Here is a 22,210-nt window from a genome sequence, read left to right as displayed (position 1 = left end):
TACACAGTAAAGACGTGGCGCAGTAAAGCCGTGGCGGAGGCGCTATTTATCACGCGGTACGCGCCCCATGAGATAAAACTCCGGATTGGGGGGCGTCCCGGTCAGGGTGACCAGCCGGTTGGAAAGGCTGAAAAACGCCGTAATCGCGCCGATGTCCCAAATATCCTCGCGGGTGAAGCCGACGCCGATGAGTTTCTCCTCCCACTCATCGGTTAACTCGCCTACCTCCAGGCCGCAGTGCAGGGCGAAATCGAGCATCACGCGGTGGCGCTCGCTGATCGCCGCAGTGCGGTGATTCACCGCCACCTGGTCGGCAAGCTCGGGGGTTTTGCTATAGATGCGCACCAGCGCGCCGTGGGCAACCACGCAGTAAAGGCAGCGGTTACGCGCGCTCGTTGCCACCACAATCATCTCTTTTTCGGCTTTGGTGAGGGTGTCGGACTCGCGCTCCATCAGCGCATCGTGGTAGGCAAAAAAGGCGCGAAACTCCTCCGGCCGGTGGGCCAGCATCAAAAACACATTGGGCACAAACCCAGCTTTCTCCTGCACCGCCAGTATGGTTTGACGAATATCCTCGGGCAGGTCGTCCAGCGACGCCGGCACACTAAACCGGCTGATGGGCGTCAACATATAATAACTCCTCTTGTTGTTGTGGGTGCTTAACGCTTTATTGCGTTATTTGGCACTTTTAATCTGGCGCTAGGCTCGCCATACTGAAAATAGATTTTATTACCGCACTTTTACCCGCTATAAAGGCGCTACCCCGCGCCATCGTGAGTTTATAGGGAAGCCCCATGCGCTACACCGAAGCGAAGGAACATACCCCCGGCCGTCTTCACGAGCTATTTGCCGACCCCTACCACGCGTTTGACAACCAAAGCCACGAGCGGCAGTTGCATATCCGCGTGATGCTCTACCTATTGGCCATTCGCCCCATGCAACGCGAGCTGCTCACGCTACGCGTTATTTACGGCTGGGAGAACGGCGGCTGCGAGCTTGCCGACCTCAAGTACGCGGAGTACTCGCTCAGCGAGATGAAAGACTTACACCACGCCGCCGACGAATTTACCACGGCAATTAAAAACAACACCCTGTTTCCCGCACAGGCCGGCTCGCTGCTCGCTAAGCCCCTAAGCGACGCCATCGCCGATGCCGAAGCCGATGGCCAGGTGCTCGATGAAGAAACCAAAGCGCGTCCGGCGCGCTGGCCCTCCTTTGAGGGCGGCCTTGCGCTTTATACGCTGTTCAAAATGTATCACCGGCTGGTTTACGGTGAGGACGACGCCTACCGCAGTAGCCAGTGCCGTACCCCGCAAGGCATGCGCGAGATTCATGAGTTTCACCTCGAAGAGGGTGAGTTCGCGTTTTTGGTCCCCCCTGGGCGGCACTTCGCGACCGAGAAAACCCTTCTCGTGCTCCATGAAAGCCAACTTGAGCCTTTTAGACGCTTGCTGACCGAAAGCGCGCCGCTGTTTGATATCACCTAAATTGACATCGCCCAAGAGCACAGCGCCTCTTTTAAGCAAAGCCCCGCGGATGCGGGGCTTTGTTTTTTGGCAAGATCGCTATTTGGCAAGGTCAATCGCGCTCGGTTTAGCTCAGCGAGATGGTGCTGTTGATGCCGCTAGAGACGTTTTCCGGCTCGAACCAGCGGGCGGTCACGGTTTTGGTTTGGGTCCAGAAGGCAATTGCCTGCTTACCGTTGGGGCCGAGATCACCCAGTTTGGAGGCGCGCGAGCCGGTGAAGCTGAAGTACGCCACCGGCACCGGGATGGGTACGTTGATACCGATCTGACCGACGTCGATATCGGTTTCAAAGCGGCGTGCGACCCAGCCGGAGTTAGTGAAAATCGACGTGCCGTTGCCGTTGGGGTTGGCGTTGATGAACGCGATCGCGTCATCGAGTGTTTCCACGTTCACCACGCACAGCACCGGGCCAAAAATCTCTTCGCGATAGATGGTCATCTCAGCCGTGACATCCGCAAAGAGCGTCGGCCCCACGAAGTTGCCATCGGGGTAGCCGTCCACGGTGCAGCCGCGACCATCCACCATTAGCTTGGCGCCCTCTTTCTCACCGGTGGCAATCAAACGCTCAACGCGCTCTTTGGCCTGGGGCGATACCAGCGGGCCTAAATCCGCGTCACGCTGAGTACCGGGGCCGACTTTCATGTTGCGCGCGCCTTCGACGATATCCTCAAGCCACTCGCGCGCTTCACCGACTAGCACGACAACGGAGTTGGCCATGCAGCGCTGGCCGGCGGCCCCAAAGGCCGAGCCCAGCAGGTTGTTGATCGCCTGGCTGCGGTTGGCATCGGGCATGACCACACAGTGGTTTTTCGCCCCCATCATGGATTGCATGCGCTTGCCGGCGGCCGCCGAACGGTTGTAGAGCAGCGACCCCACGTGGGTGGAGCCGATAAACGACAGCGCTTTAATGTCGCTGTGGTCAGCGATCTGATTGGCCACCTCCGGCCCGCCGTGCACCACGTTGAGCACCCCCGCCGGAATGCCCGCTTCGTGGGCGAGCTCGACCAAGCGCATGGTGGAGCTGGGATCTTGTTCGGAGGGCTTGAGTACGAAGGTATTGCCCGTGGCGATTGCCAGCGGGAACATAAAGCACGGCAGCATGATCGGGAAGTTAAACGCGGTGATGCCCGCGCCCACGCCCAGCGGCTGGTGCATGGTGTAAACATCCACCTCATTGGCGGCGTTTTCCGCCAGCTCGCCTAGCTGCAGCGACGTAATGGAGCAGGCGTGCTCCACCACTTCCAGACCGCGGCCCACTTCACCTTCGGCATCCGGCAGGGTTTTGCCGTGCTCTTCGGTGATCAGCGCGGCAAGCTCGGAGGCATTGTCGCGGATCAACGCCTGTAGCTTGAGCATGATGCGCATGCGCTTACCTAGCGGCACTTTACGCCACTCTTTAAACGCCTCTTTGGCGCTGGCCACCGCGCGCTCCACCTCATCGGCGGTACAAAACGGCACACGGGCCACGACTTCCTGCGTCGCCGGATTCACCACATCGCGCCACTCCTGGCTTTGCGAGGTGACTTGCTTGCCATCGATATACATGGGGATTTCGCGAACGGACATACACTCTCTCCTATCGTCTTTATGCTTGTTCTTAGAGCCGGTTTTAGCAACCGTTTAAAAACGTTTTGATTAAAGGGCACGGCAGTAAGTTAACGTAAGCGTCAACTGGGTGTCACGCGAGTAAACAAGATTCTCGCGGTGGGGTCAATGCTCCTTCCGCCGTGCGCCGACATTGGGCCAAACGTCCCCTAGCGGCTAATCAAAACGTCGGTTAGCCAGGGCAGCCAAGCCAGCAGTATCAGCGTTATAAGCGTTGCCAGCAAAAACGGCAGCAGCGCACGGAATATCTTCAGCGGCGGCGCCCCGGTCATTGATGAGGCGACGAAAAGCCCGGCGCCGACAGGCGGGGTGAGAAGCCCCATCACAAGCGTCAGGCAGACCACCACGCCAAACTGATAAACGCTAATATCAAACTGGTTTTGCGCAATCGGCAGCAAAATCGGCACCACCAAAATCAAGGCGGCGATACCGTCAATCACCATGCCGACCAGTAGCAGCACGCCGATTAACAGCAGCAAAAACATAAACGGATCGGTGGTCAATGCAGCGATCCAGGCAGCTGCCATCTGGGGTAACTGTTCATACACCACCACCCAACCAAACACCCCCGCGGCGGCGATCAGCATGATCACCAACCCGGCGTTGACCGCGGTGCGACGCAGCACTTGCGGCAAGCGCCCAAGATTGAGGTCGCGGTACACAAAGCGGCCAATCAACAGCGCCGCCAACGATGCAAGCGCGGCGGACTCGGTGGGCGTGGCGATACCCAGCAGAATACCGCCAATGATAATCACCGGAATCGAGAGCGCGGGGAGCCCCCAGGCCAAATCAGAGAGCGCTTGGGCGCGCGAGGGCCACGCGCCTTTGGGGTACTGCTGCACAAGCCCCACCACGGCAATCACCACAAAAAAGCTAAACCCCAGCAAAAGCCCGGGCAGAAGCCCGGCGATAAACATTTCGGCAATGGGTACCTGCGCGATCACGCCAAAGAGCACAAACAGCATCGAAGGCGGAATAATCGGCGAGAGCAGACCGCCCGCGGCGGTAATGGCCGCGCTATAGGGTGTATCGTAGCCCTCCTGCTCCATGGCGGGCACCATTGCCCGCGACATGATCGCGATTTGCGAGGCCGCTGAACCGATAATCGCCGCCATCATCATGTTGGCGACAAGGTTGATATAGGCCAAACCGCCGCGAAACCCACCAACAAAAATCCGCGCCAACGCAATCAGTCGTCGCGTGAGCCCGCCTTCATTCATCAGTTCGCCGGCGAGCATAAAAAGCGGAATCGCCAGCAAACCGTAACTCTCAATCGCACTGAAGAGCTGCTGCGGGTAAGAGGCAAAGAGCACGGTATTGCCGGAGGCTTGGATGTACCACATCGCGGTCAGCGCCAGCACCAGGGCAATCGGCACGGCGCTAAGGAGCAGAAGCGCAAAGATCAACGCGGTCATGGCCGCGCCTCCGTCCCGGGCTCTTCGGCCGGGTCACGCCACTGCCAAAGCGCTTGGATAAGGTTCGCCGCCCCGTGTAGCGTCAGCGATAGCGCAAACCACGGCACAATCAGCCAGAACCAGAACTTCTTCACTCCTAGCGTCGATGTGTTTTCGGCGTAGATAAAATTAAACGTCTCACCCTGAAACGCCTGGGTATCGAAACCGAGCCGAGCGAGCGTCAGAGGCTGATACCACTGCCAGCAGAGGACCGCCATCACAAGCGCGAACAGCAATACCACGGCGTCTACCCAAAGGCTCACCAGTTTACGCCCGCTTTGCGACAGCGCCTCGGGCAAGAGCGTCACGGCAATCCCTTGGCGACGTTTTAAAACAGCGCTGGCAATCAAAAATGTCATCCAAATCATGGCGTAGATGGAAAGCTCGCTGATCCAGTAAAGCGGGCTCCCGAAGGCGCGAAAGGCGATGTTGGTAAGGATCAAACACGTCACCACCGCCGCTAGAAAAGCGGCGGCGATCTCTTCGATGCGGGCAAGGCCGGTGGATAAGCGCTGTAGCATCACTTCTCTCGCAAGCGCTCGGCCTCTTCACGCAGCGTTTCTAACATGGGGGCCTTGGGTGCCCAGATCGCTTCCCACTCGGCAATCGCCTCGCTAAAGAACTCAGCGTCAGCCTCGACGATATTCAGATCCAGCGCGCGAATCTCCTCTTCCTGCGCGGCATCCTTCGCCTCAAAGCCAGCCAGGACATTCTCCAGATGCTCTGCCATGGTCGATTCAATCAGCTCGCGATCCTCCGGGGAGAGTTCGCTCCAGACTCGCCCGGATACCACGCCCACCATCGGGAACATCATGTGGTTGGAAATCAGCAAGTGCTCCGCCTGCTCGTAGAATTTCAGAATCAAGATCGAATCAAAATCCATATCGATGGCGTCCACCTGGCCGTTGGCCAGCGCATCGTAGACTTCCAAGAGCGGCATGGGCGCCGGCGCCGCACCGGTAGCGGTGTAGAAGTCACGAATCGGCTCGAAGGGGGTAATGCGTATCCGCAGCCCCTCGAAGTCCTCGGCGGTGGTGATAGGGTCGCGACTCAAGACCTGACGCATCCCCACCATGCCGTAGCCGACCCCCACCAAACCCACGCCCTGGGGCATTAAATCCAAAAGCTCACCTGCCGCATCGGAGCGCAACAGGCGGGCGGCGTGGTTAACGTCATCGACGAGATAAGGGGCGTAGAGCGCACCGAAATCGGGAATTCGATTGGAAATCTCGGCGATGGTCAAAAACGCCATGTCCAGCGCGCCGGTTTGCAACTGCTGCACCATTTGCGCTTCATTGCCCAACTGCTGAGCGGGATAGACCGACACGCTATGCTCGCCGTCTGAGCGCGCGTTTAGGCTATCGGCGAACGCCTCTGCTTCCATTGACCACAAGTGCTGCGGCGGTGTGATCAAGCCCAAACGAAAATCGCGCGCCTGCGCCGATAGCGAAGAGAGCGCTAAGGCGGTGGCCGCCACGGCCAGCGTTACAGTTTTGCGTTGGTTCATGGTGATCCCTTATTCAGCGAAAAAGTCGTGCTCAGCAAGAAAGTCGCACGCGAGCGGGCTGCCGTTGAGAATACCGCAGTGGCAACGTTGATGGCACCCGCTTAAACTAACGACGTAGCGACCGAATCGGCTGAACGGATACCAGGAGCGTTGCATGAGTGAGCAGATTTCATCGGTGATAGTGGCCATCGACGGTTCCCAAGAGGCCGAGGCAGCAACGCGCCACGCCGCGCTACTCGCCAGCCTCTATCACGCCACCTTGCAGCTGGTTAATGTCCTCCCCCTCCACCCCGCCGAACTGAGCGATTTACCCGCCAACCGCGAAGGCGAAGTGGACTTTGATCGCGAACAGCGAGACGCCAAAGCCGATGTGGCTTTTGACCATGCTCGCCATGCACTCAAAGACCTCTCTTTTGCCTCAACGCTAAACGTGGAAGAGGTGCGCCTACGCGGTGAGAGCTTTGTTTCGCACCCCGAGCGGGCGATTGTCGAGCATGCTCGGCAGCAGACAAAATCGCAGCTGGTGATGGGCGCCCGGCATTTGGGCGAAATCGGTAAGTGGATAAAAGGCAGCGTCAGCAATGCGGTGATTCACCGCGCCCAAAGCCCCGTCACCGTTTTGCACGCCGATGCGGAAATTGTCGAAACGGCGCGCATCGGGCGCATCTTGCTGCCCTCAGATGGCTCCGAGGCAAGCGATAATGCCGCACGGCTAGCAGGCGATTTAGCCCGCAGCGGCAATATCCCGGTCGAGATCATCTACTGCCAGCCCTCAAGCGAAGTGCCACCGGGGAACAGTAGTGAGGGAGATGGTAGCGATAGAGATAGTAGCAACAGAGATAGCGGCGAGGCGGAAGCCAAGCGCATTTTTGCCCACACCCGCGACGTGCTAGGTGAGGTGGGCGCAGGGGTTCACGAGTCTTTATTGCAGGCTGAGCGCTACGGCGAGGCCATCGTTGAACAGGCGCGCAACTGCGACGACAGCCCGGTCATCATGATGGGGCGTCGCGGCCTTGGCCGGTGGCGGGAAACTTTACTGGGCAGCGTCAGCCAAAAAGTCATCGAACTGGCCCCCTGCCCGGTCACGGTGGTGGTATAGCCTAGCGATTGGAGGCTTCGTAAGCGGCTTTAAGGCGGTAAAATTCAGCGACAATCGCCTCCATCGCCTCGGGGTCGTAATCGCAAAGACCGCTGACCACGAGCTTTTTCGACCCCACACCCACTGGATTGCCGTCGGATTGAATCGAGAACTCCAACAGCGCATCGGCGCGCTTGCCCAACACCTCAAGCGATGAGCGCGTCAGAGCCAAATCGGGCGAGAGTCCGTCTAGCCGTTCCAGAGTGAACCCCATGCTGTCGTAAATCACCAGCGGACGCTTGGGGTTAAACATCACTCCGTGCGCTTCCATCAATGGCTTCAAGTAGTGCGGGAAGTTTTTTCCCGAAAACGCCACGTAACAGCGCACGAACGCATCGACGGCCGCCTCTTCGTGGGTGGTCGAACCACTGCGGGTCGCCTCTAAATAGCACTTACCGGCTTCATCGCTGACGTGGATCGTGCCGTCATTCGCCTCATCAAAACGCAGCGGCGTATCGGCCCCCACCATGCTCAAAAAGCGAAAATCCATGGTTTGCGACAGCCCGAAGCGCTCAAGCACCAGCGCGAAAAGCAAGTCGCCCGGCACACAAAAGCGCCGCGCATCGGGGTTATGGATGGGGTTATAGTCACCGGCAACGCCCTTGGCGAAGCGGCTGGCCTGCTCGGCGGAGATCACCACATACTCTCCGCGCTGTGCGTAAAAATCCTTGAACATGGCGTTTGCTGCCTGCCTAGCGTTAAAGTTAAACGTCCAACATAAACAACGGCGCGCATCATGCCACAAAACCGCACCCAAAAGGAGCGATTTACGGCGCTTCAGTGACACTACGCTTTTCAGTGGCGCTTACGCTCGCGCCGTATCATACGCACGCGCTCTTTTGCTTTCTGCGGCGTCGAGAGCGGCTGCACCTCGCTCGACGCCTTGGGTGGCAGCGTCACCCAAGCAAACACCGGCAACGACAGGTGCCAGTAAATCGCCGCCAGCCGCAGTGCCAGCGTCGTCGCTAGCGCAGCGCTCATCGTCAGCATAAAGGGCGCGCTCAAGCTATGAAGTAAGACGTAGACACTCCCGCCGGCGATGGCCGCGGTGGCGTAAATCTCCTCGCGCAGCACCATGGGAACGCGCTGGGCCAGAACATCACGGACCATGCCGCCCGCCACACCGGTCATCATGCCCATCAATACCGCCACCACGCCGGCATGACCGAGCAAAAGCGCCTTGTGCGTGCCAATCACCATGAAAAGCGCGAGCCCAAAGGCATCCGCCACCGGCAGAAAACCGCGCGAGAGACGGTGGATATAGTGAAAGCCCAACAACGCGAGGCCCACCGTGGCCAAAATCACCCACAGGTAAGTGGGGTCGGTGACCCAAAATACCGGGCGCACGCCCAGCACCAGATCGCGCAGCGTGCCACCGCCAATACCCGTCACCGCTGCCAGCACCAGCATGCCGAACGGGTCCATGCGCTTGCGGCAGGCCAGAATCACCCCGGAAAGCGCAAACACAATCACTCCGGCCATATCCAGCCAATACACAACCTCTGGCAAGCGCGTCTCCTTTCTTTTTTAAGTCCGTCTGTTTTAAGCCCGCCTGTTTTAAGCTCGCGACATGGCCAAGAAGTGATCGACAAACACGCGATGATCCTGCGCCACACAGTCGGCGTAGGCGTGCGCTAGCGTGGTCACCACGTCGATAAACGCCGCTTCTCGATCCTCCAGTCGCTCGGAGACGGCCTGAGCGAAGCGGGCATGCTCACCCTGATGAAGCGCTTGGGCGCCGCGAAGGTGCTCGCGGGCGAGGATTTCGCCCCACTGGCGCGCCAGCTTGCGGTAGGATTTGGCCCCCGAGAGCTTATGGGTCGGCACGTCTTTTTTGAACGGCGAACGCTCGCGCACCGAGAACACTTTATCGTGCAACGTCAGCCAACCGAGGTAGCGGTCTGGGTGTTCGGCAATGGCGTGAAACGCTGCCGCGTGGCGAATGCCTTCGTTGGGAAAGCTACGCCGCCAAGCGCGCTGATCGGCGGGGCTCATCAGCCGATACGCCTCGGGCGCCACCTGCTCTTTTACATCCAGGATCACGTCGTCGTGTTCGTGATCGCGCCCGCCTTCGATCAGCACATAGTAACGCTCAAGCCCCAACGAGCCGGTGCCGGCATCCAGGCGGCGGGCGATGTCCTTGACGCGAAAATGTTCGGGGTCGGCTTCTTTGACCGGATGCGCAAGCGTCTGTTGATACGCCTGTTCGATCAAGCGCTTGAGCTGGCTGGCGACATCGGCGGGCGGGTTCGCCAACTTGCCTGGGCGCCGGGCAAAGCGCCGCCCCTTCTGCTCGTCTACCTCGGTCCATTTCGCCAGCATTTTGGCACGGCTCTGCTTGTTCGCCACTTTCTGCATAAAGGGCTTCAGCGGCCCCTTGGCGCTCTCCAGAGTCACCGCCTCCAAAGGCGCGCCTTCGTGGTAGTGCTTAAGCGTGTCGATATACCCTGATAGCAGCTTTTTCAGTGCCTTGCGCGTGGCCTTGCGGTTGAGTTCAGCGTTTTCCCGGGCATCCAGCACCACGCTGATCGCTAACCGCCAGACATCGTACTGGTAATCCCCGATCACGGCATCGTCAAAGTCATCCATGCCGTAACGGATAAGGTCGTCGTGGTGGCCGTAGGCACCGAAGTTGTAGGCGTGGGCATCGCCCTGCAGCCAGGTTTGGGTTTCCGGCCAGCCGCCAAACAGCGCAAAGCGCCAGTCGTGCCAGATATCATCCCAGTACAGGTGGTTGGTGCCGCGGAAAAACGCGTAGGGTGAGCCCCCCATCTTGGCGAATTTGGCCTGCCGGTCGGCGCGAGAGAGCGCGGCATTGGCCTGCTGTATGGCGTCAATCACTTGAGCGGGGCGGTTATGCCCCGTTAACGTCAGGCTCATGATACCTCCTTAGCGGGTGGCTCGATCTCAATGCCCCGCTTACGCAGCATGCGCGTGCGCTGCCAGTTGGAGTAGATAGTCAGCGCGGTGACCGTCACCAAGATGAGCACCATGCCGGCGATTTGTAAGCCTTTGAGCTGCTGGGCAAAAATCGCATACCCCAGCAGCGTGGCCGTGACCGGCTCCACCAGCGCCACGATCGACGCCACCGTCGGCAGGCTCAGCTTAAGCCCCTGAAAATAGAGCACGAAGGAGAGCCCCGCGCCGAGAAAGCCAAGGCCCGCCAGCAGCGCAAATGTTTGGGAATCGAGCGCCGGTAGCGCAAACCCCGTGCGAAGACCGGACCAAACGCTCATCACCCCCACCATCACGACAAAGGAAATACTCAAACTCGCCTGGTTACTGCCGTGCACCGACGCATGCTTAAAGCCAAAGATAAACAGCGTATAGGAGAGCCCGGCAAGCAGGCCGGTGACGATCCCCGTCGCCGTGACATCCCCGGCACTGACATCATAAAGACGGGTAAGCAGCACGATACCCAGCATCACCAGTAAAATAGCGCCGCAGTTAATCACCGTTGGGCGCTCAATCTTCAGGGCAAACGATACCAGGTAGACAAACACCGGCGCGCAGTACATCAACGTCGCCGCGATCGCGATGCTGCCTTCCGCGATGCTAAGAAAATAAAACGTAAAGTTGCCCGCCACACCCAGACCGGCCAGCAACGACCATTTCCACAGCTGGGGGTTGGATAGGCCACTTTGTTGCGGCCGCAAGGCCAACCAAGCGAGAAAACACAGAAGCCCGATCGCGCCGCGGCATAGCGACACCAGGGCGGCATCCCACCCTAGCGCCATCAGCTGCGTGGCGATCGCCCCCGTAATCCCCCAAAACAGGGCGGCGAGGGCAACAAAAATACTGCCGATATACATGGCTCAGACTCCAGGCGATGGCACGTTGGGATTGCCCGCGTTACCGGGATAATGCCGACTATGCGTGATTGAGCTGAAACGGGTAGATCGCGCCAAGCTGTAAAAGCTGCGTGAGCTCATCCAGCGCGGTAAGCGACTCCTCGGCAAGCAGCGGGTCGGCGAGGTCTTCCGGGGCCAAGCGGTCGCGATAATGGCGATTCACCCACGCGGTCAAATCCGCCACCAGCGTTGGGGTCAGCAGCGTGCGACCGCTGAGCGCCGTCTGCTCCGCCTCTGATAACGCCACCCGCAAGCGTAGGCAAGCGGGACCGCCGCCGTTTCGCATGCTCTGCTTGAGGTCTTTCACGACCACTTCGCTGATTGGGTTATGGCCCGCGAGCAGGTAATCCTGGAGGGTGCGCCACACCGCTTCGCGCTCCTGGCATTCGCCGGGCACCACCAGCGTCATGCTGCCATCCGGGTTAGAGAGGAGCTGCGAGTTGAACAGGTAAGACGCCACCGCGTCTTCAAGGCTGACCGCTTCCAGCGGCACGCGCACCGGAATCAGGGGCGTGCTCATCTTGGCGCGCAACTCATCCAGGGTGCGCTCCTCGTCCAAGAACGCCATTTCGTGGTAAAGCAGCACGGGGCCATTGCCCACCGCAATCACATCGTTGTGAAAGACACCCGCATCAATGGCATCGGGGTGCTGCTGAGCAAACACCGTTTGCGCCTCCGTTAGCCCGTGCTGGCGCGCCACGGCTTGGCTGGCTTCCAGCGTCTGGCGTGCAGGAAAGCGCTTAGGTTCGCGCCCGCCGCCAAATGCCCGGCGGCCATAGACAAACAGATGCACGCCCGGCTCGCCGTGCGCGCCGCACAAGCGGGTGTGGTTGGCCGCGCCCTCGTCGGCGAATGCCGGCGTGGCGGGGAGCACCGGGTTGGCCGCGCCCTCGTCGGCGAATGCCGGCGTGGCGGGGAGCACCGGGTGGTGAGCAAAGCGCTGCTCGTCGTGAAAAATCGCCTGCAGCACGCGGGCGGTGGTGAACGGCTCAAGAAAGCGGTGAAAACTCGACTGCAGGTTCGCCGGAGTGAAATGCACCCGGCCATCCGGGGCATCCACGCTGGGCGTCACGGTGCCGGCGTTGGCGCTCCACATGCTGGAGGCCGAGCAGACCGCGCGCAGTAGTGGCGGCGCCTCACGCGCGGCATGCGCCAGCACCTCGCGGTCGCTCCCGCGAAAGCCTAAGTCGCGCAGCGCGCCAATATCCGGGCGCTGCTGAGGGGGCAGCACGCCTTGAGCGTAGCCGGCCTCCATCAGCGACTGCATTTTCAAAATCCCCTGCAGCGCGGCCTCCTTGGGGTTGGCCACCTGGCCTTGGTGGTTCATGGAGGCGACGTTACCCAGGGCTAGCCCCGAGTAGTTATGGGTCGGCCCCACCAGCCCATCAAAATTCACTTCCTGAACATTTGGCAGAGGAACACGGCTCATAAGTTGACTCCCGGGGGCAGCGTGTCGGGCATTTCCAGGGTATCGGTTTCCATGGAGGCCACCGGATAGGCGCAGTAGTCGGCGGCATAAAACGCACTGGGGCGATGGTTACCGCTCTCTCCCACGCCACCGAAGGGGGCATCGCCGGAGGCGCCCGTGGTTTGGCGATTCCAGTTCACGATGCCCGCGCGAACGCGGAGTAAAAAGTCGTCCCAATCGGCTTTTTCACCGCCGATCAAGCCGGCGGAAAGCCCGTAACGGGTGTCATTGGCGAGCCGCAACGCGTCGTCCCAGTCGCTATAGCGGTGAACTTGCAAAAGCGGCCCAAAGTGCTCTTCATCGGGCACCTCCAAGCCGGTGACATCGATCAGCGCGGGGCTTACCAGGCTGGTGTGCTCTTTTAACCGCTGCATGCGGTTGATCACCGTCGCGCCCTGCGCTTCAAGCGCTTCCTGGGCCTTGAGCAGGCCATCGGCGGCGGCCACGCTCACCAAACCGGCGTAAAACGGCGCGGGCGCTTCCTCAAAAGGCCCGGCCACGTGCAGCTTGGCGATCGCATCAGCGAGCGCCTCAATCAACCGGTCGCCGACAGCGCCTTGGGGCACGATCAAGCGCCGCGCACAGGTGCAGCGCTGCCCGCCGGAGAGAAACGCCGACTGCAAAATGGTGAGCACCGCGGCACGCTGGTCGGGAACATCTTTCACCACCAGCGGGTTGTTGCCCCCCAGTTCCAGCGCGAGAATTTTATCCAGCTGCCCGGCAAACTGGCGATGCAGCATGCCGCCCACCTGGGCACTACCGGTAAAGAGCAGCCCATCAATGTCGCGACTTCCCGCCAACGCCTGCCCGACCGCGACGCCACCCTGCACCAGGTTAATCACCCCGGCGGGCAGACCGGCGTCCAGCCAGCACTGCAGGGTTAAATCGGCGCTGAGCGGGGTTTGCTCGCTGGGTTTAAAGACCACCGTGTTCCCCGCCAACAGCGCTGGCACGATATGGCCATTGGGCAGGTGGCCGGGGAAATTGTAGGCGCCAAAGACCGCCATCACGCCGTGGGGGCGATGACGCAGCACTGCTTTCGCGCCGCCAACGTCTTTTTCGCGCTCGCCGGTACGCTCATGGTAGGCCTTAATCGACAGCGCCACCTTGCCGACCATCGCGCCCACTTCGGTGCGTGCTTCCCAGAGTGGCTTGCCGGTCTCACTGGCGATCGCCACCGCCAGCGCCTCGCTGTGCTGCTTCAACGCTTCGACAAAGCGCTGGGCCAGCGCTTGGCGCTCGGCGAAAGGCGTGCGCGCCCAGCCCGGGAAAGCTCCCCGCGCGGCCTCCACCGCTCCTGCCACCTGCTCGCTGGAAGCGGCGTTTCCCTGCCAAAGTTCGGCACCAGAGACGCCATCGCGTTTGCTGAAAGATTCAGCGCTGCCCGCGATCCAGGCACCGTTGATCAGTTGCTGCTGTTGGGCGTGCATAAAATGCTCCTAGATGTCATCTACCCTATCCGCTTCGGCTAGGTGTCGAGTACGCGCAGGGTATCGCCGTTGGTCACGCCTAGCCGAGCCGCTTCCGGCTCGCTCAGCACAATAACGCCATCATCGCCAGGCGCGCGCCCGACCCAGCCCGCGGTAAAGGTGAGCATATCGGTGGTCGCGGCCAGCCAGCGGCTAACGCTCTCTTGGGGAGCGCTGGCTGATACCACCACCTGATAGAGGCGCGAATTGCGAATCGCGCGCACATCATCAATATAGGCTTCCACCGTGGGACCGCCGTCAAAAATATCGATATACCCTTCCCAGCGTAACCCCTCTTTTTTGAGCATTGCCAGCGCCGGCCGAGTATCGCGATGAACCTGACCGATACAGGCACGCGCCTGCTCGCTCATAAAGGTGGTGTAGATGGGAAATTTGGGCATCAACTCGCCGATAAAGCTCTTCTGGCCCAGGCCAGTCAAGCGGTCGGCCTCATCGAAATCCATGGGGAAGAAGTGCTTGCCCAGGCTCTCCCAGAACGGGCTTTTACTGTGCTCATCGAACACGCCGCGCATTTCCGCCAGCACCTTCTCCGGGAACTGATCACGAAACTGGGCGATAAACAGCCAGCGCGCTTTCGACAGCAGCGCGCCGTTGCGCAGGTGCTTGTTGGCTTCGCCACGGTACTTTTCGCGCAGAAACAGCGAGCAGACCTCGGCATCGCCGGTGTGGTCGGAGCTTAAAAACAGCGTGTCGATGGTGCGGTGCAAATCCAGCTGCTGCGAAGAGTGCGCAAGCGTCCCCAAGCGGTAGTTATAGAACGGCACTTCGCGGCCAACCTGCCCCTCGATGGCGCAGCAGCCCGCCAAGTCACCGTTGGATTCGTCTTCCAAGACAAAAAAGTAGAGCCGGTCATCTTTGGGCGTGCGCTGCTCAAACGCGCGGGCGGCGGTTTCGATCTTGCTGGCCAGGAACTCGCGGTTATCCGGTAGGGAGGTAAACCCCACACCGGTCTCGCGCGCCAGCACCTGAAGCGCCTCCAAGTCATCGCGGGCAATGGGGCGAAGACGCATTACCGCTCTCCTTCATCAAAGGTGGCGCTTGGCAGGGTTAATGGCGCGGCCAGCACGGCACTTCCCTCTTCCACCCCTAGCTGTTTAGCATGCGCGGGGGAGAGCCAAAGCTGGCCCGTGGACGAGCGCACGTAGGGCGCGACAACACAGCGAAAGGTACGGCACCCCTGGTTGGCGACCATCGCCGGTTTTCTGTCAGGCAAGCGCTCATGATAAATCCGCACCGGATGCCACGCCGCGCGACGGGATGTGGCGAGCCGTTCGCGCTCGGCTTCAACGACCGGCCCGGCGTCGAAAATATCCACGTGACGCGAGCGCACAAAGCCCTCGTCGAGCAGCTCGGCCAGCGCCTTTTCATGGGCCGGGTGCTCACGCCCAATGGCGGCGCGGGCACTGCCTGCGAGCAGCGGCAAATAGAGCGGAAACTGCGGCATGACCTCGGCGATAAAGCTCTTCGAGCGCACCCCGGCGATGTGATTCATCTCCTGAAAGCCGCGGGCGAAAAAGTGGCGCCCGACGCTCTCCCAAAACGGCGAACGCGACTGGTCATCAAGATAGCCCGGAAACGCCACCGCCAGCGTGCGCGAGAAGCGCTCGGGGTACTGGGCGATCAACATCAGCCGTGCCCGGCGCAAAAGGCTTTCCGCGTGAGTGCCTTTGTAGCACGGGTCAAGCGAGAGCGCGCACAGCAGCGTGGCCTCGGAGACCTCATGGGAGAGCGAGAGGGTTTTGACTTCCCGGCGCACGTTAAGCTGCTGGGAGGCGTGTATCAGCGTCTCCTGGCGATAGGTGTAGTAAGCCTCCGTCGCGCCCGCCTTAGCGCGAACGGTGGCGGTCCCTAGCACCTCCTCCGCTGCTCCCGCCTTGGCGTCGGCTCTTACCAGCACGAACATATAGTGCTCGTTGCCAGGTGACGTTACCTCGTCGCTGAACGCTTGCTGGGAGCGCGCGATGCGCTCCGCTAGCCGTTCACGGCTGGCGGGTAGATTGGTGAGCCGTGGCGTGGCGCTTTCCGCCAATCGCGCCAGGGCGTCAAGGTCGCGCGTCTCAACGGGGCGGATGAGGTTCATCCTTCGGCAGTCCTTGACTCTTGAGCGACCAAGCGCGCAATCGCACGCTCTAGGCGCGCCATCCCTGCGTGAATATCCGCCTCGGGGATCACCAATGAAGGGGCCATGCGCAGCACGTTGGGGCCGGCGATCAGGGCCATGAGCCCCTCCTCAATCGCCAGCGGCAGGATGTCTTTCGCCCGGCCTTCGTACTCCGCCGTCATCTGCGCACCCAGCAAAAGCCCCATGCCACGGATCTCCTTAAACACACCGTGCTTGCGATTAATGGCCTCCAAATGCTCACGGAACAGAGCGTGGCGTTTTTTCACGCCCTCCAGCACCTTGGGCGTGTCGATAAATTCCACCGCCGCCAGCGCCACCGCCGAGGCGAGCGCATTGCCGCCGTAGGTGGAACCGTGAGTACCCACCGCCAGCGACGTGGCGATGGCGTCGGTGGTGAGCATCGCGCCGATCGGAAAGCCACCGCCGAGCGATTTGGCACTGGTGAGAATATCCGGGGTAACGCCGTAGTTTTGGTAAGCGTAGAGCTCGCCGCTGCGGCCCACGCCGGTCTGCACCTCGTCGAAAATCAACAGTGCTTGGTGGTCGTCGCACAGCTCGCGCAATCCGTGTAAAAACGCCGGATCGGCGGGCACGATGCCACCCTCGCCCTGCATCGGCTCGACCATGATCGCGCAGGTGTCGTCGCCGATGAGCTTGCGCACGCTCTCTAAGTCGTTGAACTCGGCGTGCAGAATGCCGCCCGGCACCGGGCCAAAGCCTTGGGAGTACTTGGGCTGGCCGCCCACACTCACGGTAAAAAAGGTGCGGCCGTGGAAGGAGTGATAAAACGAGATGATTTTATCTTTGTGCTCCCCGTGGTGCTCGACGGCGTAGCGGCGGGCGAGTTTGAGCGCAGCCTCATTGGCTTCGCCCCCGGAGGAGCAGAGAAACACCTTGTCGGCGAAGGTGCGCTCAACCAACGCTTTGGCCAGCTTCATCGCCGGCTCGTTGGTAAAGACGTTGGAGACGTGCCAGAGCGTGTCGGCCTGGGCTTTTAACGCCTCGACCAGCACCGGATGGCAGTGACCCAGCGCGTTCACCGCGATGCCCCCGGCGAAATCGATATACGCCTTGCCCTCTTGGTCCCAGAGCCAACTCCCCTCACCGCGCACCGGCACCACCTGCTGCGGGGCGTAGTTGGGCGCCATGTAGTGATCAAAATCCTGACGGCTCGGGGTGTGGCTCATGGGACGCTACCTCCAGTGGGGGACGTAAATAAAAAAGACGCTGACTAGGTTAACCGGTTTCTCGGTGAGGCGAAAATTATGCCCCACGAAGTGCCACATGACAGCGTTAACATTTACTGGATCACTGGCCGGGCTTTACCCAGTCTTGCGTGCGCAAACCAGGAACCCGCTGAAACTCTCGCATGTTGTTCGTGACAAGAGTCAGTCCCTTTGAGCGAGCATGGGCCGCAATCATTTGGTCAAAAGGACCTATTGGCTTACCTGCTTTTGCTTGTTCGGCTCGGAGCTGGCCTGTGTGCGCTGCAGCAGCCTCGTCATAGTCCAATACGTCCAATCGAGCCGCAAACCCTTCTACGACGCCTAGATTCCGCTCAGGAAAAGCAGATTTCTCGGCGCCATAGATCAGCTCCATCAACGTGACAGAGCTAATGCACATCTGCCCATGGTGCAGTTTGAATGTCTCGCGCACCTCTTGCGGGCGATGCTTAATCGTGAAGAGGCAGATATTAGTGTCGAGCATGAACTTGAGCATCAGAGCGCCTCGCGCTCCTGGGCGGACGGCTGCTCCCTCGACGACATGAAATCGCCTGAAACACCATCACCCTCAAACCAGCTATCCCATGCTTCTCCTGCGGGTGTGAGAATGCGCGCACGACCAATCGCGACAATATCGACACGCTTGACGCCTTCAGGCAGCGCCAGCGACTTAGGAAGGCGTACCGCCTGGCTCCGATTGCTCTTAAATACAGCCCCTTGCTCCATGATCAACCCTCGATGGATATGCCAAATGTATATCCCAACATAGCCGAAAACTGGGATATGTCAAAAGCATATACAAACCACTCTATCGCTCCCCAGGCCGATCAAGACCGTCGCCTTGAAGAAGCGCTGAAATGCCCCATAGTCAAAGTAGGCTATTACACCTATCAGCGTATTAACCCCGAACGCTAGAGGAGAAGACGTATGCATATTGACCTGAGCGGTAAGCACGCCATCATCAGCGGCTCCACGGCAGGCATTGGCTTTGCCATTGCCAAAGGGCTGGCCAACGCGGGGGCCAAAGTCGTCATCACCGGGCGCACTCAAGCGCGGGTCGACGAGGCGATCGAGGCCCTGAAGAAAAGCACGCCCAACGCTAAAATAGAAGGAGTCGCTGCGGATTTAGGCACCGCGGAAGGGTGCCAAACGCTTATTGCGCAGCAGCCCGATACCGATATTTTGGTCAATAACCTAGGCATCTTCGCCCCGCAGGACTTTTTCGAGGTCGATGACGCCACCTGGCAGCAGTTTTTTGACGTTAACATCATGAGCGCAGTACGCCTCTCCCGTCACTACGCGCAGGGCATGCGCGAGCGCGATTGGGGGCGCATCCAGTTTCTCTCCAGCGAGTCGGGCATTAATATCCCCAGCGAAATGGTCCATTACGGCATGACCAAATCGGCCGTGCTCTCGGTGTCGCGCGGGCTTGCCAAGGTACTCAGCGGCACCCAGGTCACCGTTAACGCGATTCTCCCCGGGCCCACACGCTCGGAAGGCGTGCTTAACATGATTGCCGACATGGCCGAAAAAGAGGGCGTCTCGCAGCAGGAAGTTGAAGCTCGCTTTGTGCAAGAGAACCGGCCGTCATCGATTATTCAGCGCCTGGCCACCCCCGAAGAGGTCGCCAACATGAGCGTCTACGTCGCTTCTCCTCAAGCGAGTGCCACGACCGGCGCGGCCCTGCGGGTGGAAGGCGGCATCGTGGACACGCTCACGTAAACGCTTTTTCAAACGCAATACGCATGTGACGTACGAAAAGGCCGGGCTAATAAGCCCGGCCTTACGTTTGTCGCGGAGAGCGGCGGTTAATCAGCCCCGCCGCCAAAGTACAAAAGCGCCACCACCAAAATACCCACCCCGATAATGATCAGCGGCAGTACTTTGTGTATGCCATCGGAAGGCGTTTTTGCCTCGGGCTGGCTTTCGGGCTCGGAGGTTTCGTAATCCTCCGGTATCAGCTCGTTCCTCAGATGCTCTTTCACTTCTTCCGGTGTCTTGCTTTCTCGGGTATCCATAAGATACCTCCCGACGTCTGGTTAAGAGACACACGAGGTTCTCACAACTGGACGACATCGAACTCCACGACCGGGTTCACATCGGCATCGTAATCAACGTCGTCACGCTCAAAGCCAAACAGCTTCAAGAACTCGTGCTTATACCCAGCATAGTCGGTAATGTCGAATAAGTTGTCGGTGGTGACTTCCGGCCACAGATCCTTGCACGCCTGCTGGACGTCATCGCGCAGCTCCCAGTCATCCAGGCGAATGCGGCCCGCATCGTCGGTGCTTGCATCAGCGCCGTAAAGCTTCTCGTCGAACAGACGATTAAGCTGATCGATCGTGCCTTCGTGCAGGCCCTTCTCTTTCATGATGCGGTACACCATGGCGATATAGAGCGGCATGACGGGGATCGCGGCACTTGCCTGGGTCACCACCGATTTCAGCACGGCTACGTTGGCGCCACCGCCCTTCTCGTTAAGCTTTTTATCGATCTCGCCGGCGGCGCGGTCCAGGTCTTCCTTGGCTTTACCCAAGGCGCCGTGCCAGTAAATCGGCCAGGTGATCTCGGTGCCGATGTAGCTAAACGCCACGCTGCGCGCGCCTTGTGCCAATACGCCCGCTTTATCCAGCGCCTCCATCCATAGCTCCCAATCTTCGCCGCCCATCACCGCGATGGTGTCGTCGATCTCCTGCTGTGTCGCCGGCTCCACTTCGGTTTCCATGATGGCGTCTTTGTTGGTGTCGATGGCGGTGGCGCGATACGTTTCGCCAATCGGCTTGAGGCTTGAGCGCTTGACCTCGCCGCTATCGGGGAGCCTGCGCACCGGCGAGGCCAGCGAGTAGACCACCAGATCCACTTCGCCCATGTCCTGCTTGATCAGCTGGATGGCTTTTTCCCGCGCCTCGTGCGAGAACGCATCGCCGTTGATGGACTTGCTGTAGAGCCCTTCCTCTTTGGCGAACTTGTCAAACGCGGCGCTGTTGTACCAACCCGCCGTGCCCGGCTTTTTCTCGCTACCCGGCTTTTCAAAAAATATCCCCAGGGTGTCGGCGCCGTAGCCAAACGCCGCGGTAATGCGCGCTGCCAAGCCATAACCGCTTGAAGCGCCAATCACCAGGACTTTCTTGGGCCCGGCGTTTTTATCCAGCCCGCGCGCGCGGGTCGCTTCGATCTGCTCGCGAACGTTCTGCTCGCAGCCTTTCGGATGAGTCGTGGTGCAGATAAAGCCGCGCACTTTGGGTTTAATAATCACATCGAACCTCGTTATCCAGTGTTGCCGTTAGGCGCTAAAATAAACAGTGGCCTTATTCTAGCCGCCAACGGCTGCGCTGTCCGCCCCTGCGGGAATGAAGAGGCGGTTTCTGGTTGAGATGGCCACGTATTCCCGGCAGGATAGCGGGCGAAACACGGGCGCAAAGAGGCAAGGCATGAACGCACAGCAGTTGGTCGATGAACGCGGAGATTTATGGTTGGCGCTGGCCCCCTTGTGGCTCGACCGTGAGCCCAGCGAGCGTGATTTTGCCGCCATGGTCGAAGAGATTCAGCGCCATGATATGACGCTGAAAGAGCTGGAGTGGATGTTTCGCCTGGAGCTCGCGCCGGTCATGTCGCGCCACCAGCTCTCGATTGCCAGCGAGTGGCGCGAATACGACGATTACAAGCTCATGAAGCAGTTGGTCAGCCACAATCTGCGCTTAACCGGCTGGCGGCGTAAGAGCTGGGCGCTGTTTTCCGGCCTTACCACCATGATGGTGCGCCACCGCTGGCACGAGTTGATGCAGCGGGTGCTGGTCGCCCGCGGCGAGCGCCCTTTTTGAGCGCACATTTACTCGGCGTCGAGCGCGCGCTCCAACTCTCTCTCTAAGGCCGGCCCATGGGCTTTTGGCCCAAAGCGGGCCACCGCATGGCCATCCCGCCCGACGAGAAACTTGGTGAAGTTCCATTTGATCGCTTTGGTGCCCATCACGCCGGGCGCTTCTTTTTTGAGCTGAACAAAGAGCGGGTGAGCGTCAGGGCCGTTGACCTTCACTTTTTCCATCAGGGGGAACTCGACGCTATATTCCCGCTTGGCAAACGTGCAAAAGGCTTCAGCGTCCTCGGGGGTTTGGCGACCAAATTGATTGCAGGGAAATCCCAGCACCGTCAAGCCGCGCTCACGGTAGCGCTGATAGAGCGTTTCCAGCTCTTTTAGCTGCGGGGTAAAACCGCACTGGCTTGCGACATTGACCACCAGCAGCACTTGGCCTTGTAGCGCGCGCAGGTTAAACGGCTGCCCTTCGTGGGTGTAACAATCATGCTCGTAGATGCTCATAGCAGACCCATTCTGGCAACAAGTGGCACAATCTTTAAACACAGTCTTTGCAACACAGTCCTTGCAACACGGTGCTTATACTATAGCGCTTACCCTGCCACGCCGCCGAAGATCACGCCAGTTTTCAGCCGCACCAAGCGCTGGCGGTATGAAGCTAGCCCGCTCGGTTAAACCCAAGGCCCCAGCAAGACGCGTAGCGCCAACGCGAGCAGCATCACCCCGGTGGCACGGTTGATCCAGTGGGCATGCTGTTGCAGCCATGGCAGCACGCGCGAATGCGAGAGCATAAGCGCCACCAGCACGTACCAGGCGCCATCGATGATCATCGCCGTCAACACAATAATCGCTTTCGCCGCCGGGCTCATTTCAGGCGACACAAACTGGCTCAACAGTGCCACAAAAAACAAGATAAGCTTGGGATTGCTCAGCGCCACCAGCACGCCCTCGCGCGCCGCCTGGGGCGTGGTCGTGAGCGCCGCCTCTGCCCGCACCGCCCCGGCTCTACCCGCC

General features: G+C 60.0%; 24 protein-coding genes. 4 read left to right on the top strand and 20 right to left on the bottom strand.

Annotated elements, in window-relative coordinates:
- Window positions 1–42: 42 nt before the first annotated feature.
- Window positions 43–630 carry a peroxidase-related enzyme gene (locus BQ9846_RS01265; RefSeq protein ID WP_075878809.1) on the bottom strand — a complete coding sequence of 196 codons (588 nt, stop codon included), beginning with the start codon at window positions 628–630 and terminating at the stop codon, window positions 43–45.
- A 164-nt stretch (window positions 631–794) separates the two neighbouring features.
- Between BQ9846_RS01265 and BQ9846_RS01260 the strand changes: the two genes are divergently transcribed.
- A complete protein-coding gene (locus BQ9846_RS01260; RefSeq protein WP_075878808.1) occupies window positions 795–1,487 on the top strand; it encodes a hypothetical protein in 693 nt (230 codons plus the stop codon).
- 106 nt (window positions 1,488–1,593) lie between these two features.
- On the opposite strand, the gene BQ9846_RS01255 is transcribed toward BQ9846_RS01260, so the two are convergent.
- The 4 genes from BQ9846_RS01255 to BQ9846_RS01240 all read right to left on the bottom strand — a co-directional run bounded on the left by BQ9846_RS01255 (window position 1,594) and on the right by BQ9846_RS01240 (window position 6,093).
- Window positions 1,594–3,093, bottom strand: coding sequence for a CoA-acylating methylmalonate-semialdehyde dehydrogenase (locus tag BQ9846_RS01255; RefSeq protein WP_075878807.1), 1,500 nt, complete (start codon window positions 3,091–3,093; stop codon window positions 1,594–1,596).
- A 188-nt stretch (window positions 3,094–3,281) separates the two neighbouring features.
- The gene (locus BQ9846_RS01250) at window positions 3,282–4,547 is read right to left on the bottom strand and encodes a TRAP transporter large permease (protein ID WP_075878806.1); all 1,266 of its coding nucleotides are present in this window, start codon (window positions 4,545–4,547) and stop codon (window positions 3,282–3,284) included.
- A complete protein-coding gene (locus BQ9846_RS01245) occupies window positions 4,544–5,107 on the bottom strand; it encodes a TRAP transporter small permease (RefSeq protein ID WP_075878805.1) in 564 nt (187 codons plus the stop codon). The genes BQ9846_RS01250 and BQ9846_RS01245 overlap by 4 nt, the downstream gene beginning before the upstream one ends.
- Window positions 5,107–6,093 carry a TRAP transporter substrate-binding protein gene (locus BQ9846_RS01240; protein ID WP_075878804.1) on the bottom strand — a complete coding sequence of 329 codons (987 nt, stop codon included), beginning with the start codon at window positions 6,091–6,093 and terminating at the stop codon, window positions 5,107–5,109. Before BQ9846_RS01240 ends, BQ9846_RS01245 begins: the two co-directional genes overlap by 1 nt.
- Window positions 6,094–6,247: 154 nt before the next feature.
- Here BQ9846_RS01240 and BQ9846_RS01235 point away from each other — a divergent pair, with 154 nt between their 5' ends.
- The gene (locus BQ9846_RS01235) at window positions 6,248–7,192 is read left to right on the top strand and encodes a universal stress protein (protein WP_075878803.1); all 945 of its coding nucleotides are present in this window, start codon (window positions 6,248–6,250) and stop codon (window positions 7,190–7,192) included.
- Window position 7,193: 1 nt separating this feature from the next.
- Here BQ9846_RS01235 and BQ9846_RS01230 read toward each other — a convergent pair whose 3' ends face one another.
- From BQ9846_RS01230 to vapB, 11 genes are all read right to left on the bottom strand, one after another.
- Window positions 7,194–7,907: a DUF3581 family protein gene (locus tag BQ9846_RS01230; protein ID WP_075878802.1), complete on the bottom strand. Its 714-nt coding sequence runs from the start codon at window positions 7,905–7,907 to the stop codon at window positions 7,194–7,196.
- Between the two features lie 119 nt (window positions 7,908–8,026).
- Window positions 8,027–8,740 (bottom strand): trimeric intracellular cation channel family protein, encoded by a 714-nt coding sequence (locus tag BQ9846_RS01225; RefSeq protein ID WP_144049360.1) that lies wholly within the window; start codon window positions 8,738–8,740, stop codon window positions 8,027–8,029.
- A 48-nt stretch (window positions 8,741–8,788) separates the two neighbouring features.
- Complete coding sequence (locus tag BQ9846_RS01220) at window positions 8,789–10,111, bottom strand: DUF2252 domain-containing protein (protein WP_075878801.1); 1,323 nt, start codon at window positions 10,109–10,111, stop codon at window positions 8,789–8,791.
- On the bottom strand, window positions 10,108–11,043 hold the full coding sequence (locus BQ9846_RS01215) for a DMT family transporter (protein ID WP_075878800.1): 936 nt from the start codon (window positions 11,041–11,043) through the stop codon (window positions 10,108–10,110). The genes BQ9846_RS01220 and BQ9846_RS01215 overlap by 4 nt, the downstream gene beginning before the upstream one ends.
- Before the next feature lie 58 nt (window positions 11,044–11,101).
- Window positions 11,102–12,511, bottom strand: a complete 1,410-nt coding sequence (locus BQ9846_RS01210; RefSeq protein ID WP_075878799.1) for an N-succinylarginine dihydrolase — start codon at window positions 12,509–12,511, stop codon at window positions 11,102–11,104.
- Window positions 12,508–13,980, bottom strand: a complete 1,473-nt coding sequence (astD, locus tag BQ9846_RS01205; RefSeq protein ID WP_075878798.1) for a succinylglutamate-semialdehyde dehydrogenase — start codon at window positions 13,978–13,980, stop codon at window positions 12,508–12,510. Before astD ends, BQ9846_RS01210 begins: the two co-directional genes overlap by 4 nt.
- A 38-nt stretch (window positions 13,981–14,018) precedes the next feature.
- Complete coding sequence (gene astA / locus BQ9846_RS01200; RefSeq protein ID WP_075878797.1) at window positions 14,019–15,050, bottom strand: arginine N-succinyltransferase; 1,032 nt, start codon at window positions 15,048–15,050, stop codon at window positions 14,019–14,021.
- On the bottom strand, window positions 15,050–16,120 hold the full coding sequence (locus tag BQ9846_RS01195; protein WP_075878796.1) for an arginine N-succinyltransferase: 1,071 nt from the start codon (window positions 16,118–16,120) through the stop codon (window positions 15,050–15,052). The genes astA and BQ9846_RS01195 overlap by 1 nt, the downstream gene beginning before the upstream one ends.
- Complete coding sequence (locus BQ9846_RS01190; RefSeq protein WP_075878795.1) at window positions 16,117–17,349, bottom strand: aspartate aminotransferase family protein; 1,233 nt, start codon at window positions 17,347–17,349, stop codon at window positions 16,117–16,119. Before BQ9846_RS01190 ends, BQ9846_RS01195 begins: the two co-directional genes overlap by 4 nt.
- A gap of 121 nt (window positions 17,350–17,470) precedes the next feature.
- Entirely contained in the window at window positions 17,471–17,881 is a 411-nt protein-coding gene (gene vapC / locus BQ9846_RS01185) for a type II toxin-antitoxin system tRNA(fMet)-specific endonuclease VapC (protein WP_075878794.1), read from the bottom strand.
- Window positions 17,881–18,111 carry a type II toxin-antitoxin system VapB family antitoxin gene (vapB, locus tag BQ9846_RS01180; RefSeq protein ID WP_075878793.1) on the bottom strand — a complete coding sequence of 77 codons (231 nt, stop codon included), beginning with the start codon at window positions 18,109–18,111 and terminating at the stop codon, window positions 17,881–17,883. Before vapB ends, vapC begins: the two co-directional genes overlap by 1 nt.
- Before the next feature lie 201 nt (window positions 18,112–18,312).
- Here vapB and BQ9846_RS01175 point away from each other — a divergent pair, with 201 nt between their 5' ends.
- Window positions 18,313–19,107: an SDR family NAD(P)-dependent oxidoreductase gene (locus BQ9846_RS01175; RefSeq protein ID WP_075878792.1), complete on the top strand. Its 795-nt coding sequence runs from the start codon at window positions 18,313–18,315 to the stop codon at window positions 19,105–19,107.
- An 86-nt stretch (window positions 19,108–19,193) separates the two neighbouring features.
- Here the strand turns inward: BQ9846_RS01175 and BQ9846_RS01170 are convergent, their stop codons facing one another.
- Both BQ9846_RS01170 and fabV read right to left on the bottom strand, forming a co-directional pair.
- Window positions 19,194–19,403 (bottom strand): hypothetical protein, encoded by a 210-nt coding sequence (locus BQ9846_RS01170; RefSeq protein ID WP_075878791.1) that lies wholly within the window; start codon window positions 19,401–19,403, stop codon window positions 19,194–19,196.
- A gap of 41 nt (window positions 19,404–19,444) precedes the next feature.
- Window positions 19,445–20,641 carry an enoyl-ACP reductase FabV gene (fabV, locus tag BQ9846_RS01165; RefSeq protein ID WP_075878790.1) on the bottom strand — a complete coding sequence of 399 codons (1,197 nt, stop codon included), beginning with the start codon at window positions 20,639–20,641 and terminating at the stop codon, window positions 19,445–19,447.
- A gap of 175 nt (window positions 20,642–20,816) precedes the next feature.
- On the opposite strand from fabV, the gene BQ9846_RS01160 reads away from it, so the two are divergent.
- Window positions 20,817–21,206: a DUF7079 family protein gene (locus tag BQ9846_RS01160; RefSeq protein WP_075878789.1), complete on the top strand. Its 390-nt coding sequence runs from the start codon at window positions 20,817–20,819 to the stop codon at window positions 21,204–21,206.
- An 8-nt stretch (window positions 21,207–21,214) separates the two neighbouring features.
- Here BQ9846_RS01160 and BQ9846_RS01155 read toward each other — a convergent pair whose 3' ends face one another.
- A complete protein-coding gene (locus BQ9846_RS01155) occupies window positions 21,215–21,700 on the bottom strand; it encodes a glutathione peroxidase (RefSeq protein ID WP_075878788.1) in 486 nt (161 codons plus the stop codon).
- A 167-nt stretch (window positions 21,701–21,867) separates the two neighbouring features.
- Window positions 21,868–22,210: LysE family translocator (locus tag BQ9846_RS01150; protein ID WP_159437900.1), on the bottom strand; the 343-nt coding region annotated here is incomplete at its 5' end.

Origin of the sequence: Vreelandella massiliensis (genome assembly GCF_900155385.1) — a bacterium.
Taxonomy (GTDB): Bacteria; Pseudomonadota; Gammaproteobacteria; order Pseudomonadales; family Halomonadaceae; genus Vreelandella; species Vreelandella massiliensis.
This window is presented reverse-complemented; position numbering and strand designations above follow the sequence as displayed.

What these genes read in the sequence shown, in the direction of transcription:
- BQ9846_RS01265 (WP_075878809.1), bottom strand. Translation starts at nt 630, where the DNA reads ATGTTGACGCCCATCAGCCGGTTTAGTGTGCCGGCGTCGCTGGACGAC.
- BQ9846_RS01260 (WP_075878808.1), top strand. Translation starts at nt 795, where the DNA reads ATGCGCTACACCGAAGCGAAGGAACATACCCCCGGCCGTCTTCACGAG.
- BQ9846_RS01255 (WP_075878807.1), bottom strand. Translation starts at nt 3,093, where the DNA reads ATGTCCGTTCGCGAAATCCCCATGTATATCGATGGCAAGCAAGTCACC.
- BQ9846_RS01250 (WP_075878806.1), bottom strand. Translation starts at nt 4,547, where the DNA reads ATGACCGCGTTGATCTTTGCGCTTCTGCTCCTTAGCGCCGTGCCGATT.
- BQ9846_RS01245 (WP_075878805.1), bottom strand. Translation starts at nt 5,107, where the DNA reads ATGCTACAGCGCTTATCCACCGGCCTTGCCCGCATCGAAGAGATCGCC.
- BQ9846_RS01240 (WP_075878804.1), bottom strand. Translation starts at nt 6,093, where the DNA reads ATGAACCAACGCAAAACTGTAACGCTGGCCGTGGCGGCCACCGCCTTA.
- BQ9846_RS01235 (WP_075878803.1), top strand. Translation starts at nt 6,248, where the DNA reads ATGAGTGAGCAGATTTCATCGGTGATAGTGGCCATCGACGGTTCCCAA.
- BQ9846_RS01230 (WP_075878802.1), bottom strand. Translation starts at nt 7,907, where the DNA reads ATGTTCAAGGATTTTTACGCACAGCGCGGAGAGTATGTGGTGATCTCC.
- BQ9846_RS01220 (WP_075878801.1), bottom strand. Translation starts at nt 10,111, where the DNA reads ATGAGCCTGACGTTAACGGGGCATAACCGCCCCGCTCAAGTGATTGAC.
- BQ9846_RS01215 (WP_075878800.1), bottom strand. Translation starts at nt 11,043, where the DNA reads ATGTATATCGGCAGTATTTTTGTTGCCCTCGCCGCCCTGTTTTGGGGG.
- BQ9846_RS01210 (WP_075878799.1), bottom strand. Translation starts at nt 12,511, where the DNA reads ATGAGCCGTGTTCCTCTGCCAAATGTTCAGGAAGTGAATTTTGATGGG.
- astD (WP_075878798.1), bottom strand. Translation starts at nt 13,980, where the DNA reads ATGCACGCCCAACAGCAGCAACTGATCAACGGTGCCTGGATCGCGGGC.
- astA (WP_075878797.1), bottom strand. Translation starts at nt 15,050, where the DNA reads ATGCGTCTTCGCCCCATTGCCCGCGATGACTTGGAGGCGCTTCAGGTG.
- BQ9846_RS01195 (WP_075878796.1), bottom strand. Translation starts at nt 16,120, where the DNA reads ATGAACCTCATCCGCCCCGTTGAGACGCGCGACCTTGACGCCCTGGCG.
- BQ9846_RS01190 (WP_075878795.1), bottom strand. Translation starts at nt 17,349, where the DNA reads ATGAGCCACACCCCGAGCCGTCAGGATTTTGATCACTACATGGCGCCC.
- vapC (WP_075878794.1), bottom strand. Translation starts at nt 17,881, where the DNA reads ATGCTCAAGTTCATGCTCGACACTAATATCTGCCTCTTCACGATTAAG.
- vapB (WP_075878793.1), bottom strand. Translation starts at nt 18,111, where the DNA reads ATGGAGCAAGGGGCTGTATTTAAGAGCAATCGGAGCCAGGCGGTACGC.
- BQ9846_RS01175 (WP_075878792.1), top strand. Translation starts at nt 18,313, where the DNA reads ATGCATATTGACCTGAGCGGTAAGCACGCCATCATCAGCGGCTCCACG.
- BQ9846_RS01170 (WP_075878791.1), bottom strand. Translation starts at nt 19,403, where the DNA reads ATGGATACCCGAGAAAGCAAGACACCGGAAGAAGTGAAAGAGCATCTG.
- BQ9846_RS01160 (WP_075878789.1), top strand. Translation starts at nt 20,817, where the DNA reads ATGAACGCACAGCAGTTGGTCGATGAACGCGGAGATTTATGGTTGGCG.
- BQ9846_RS01155 (WP_075878788.1), bottom strand. Translation starts at nt 21,700, where the DNA reads ATGAGCATCTACGAGCATGATTGTTACACCCACGAAGGGCAGCCGTTT.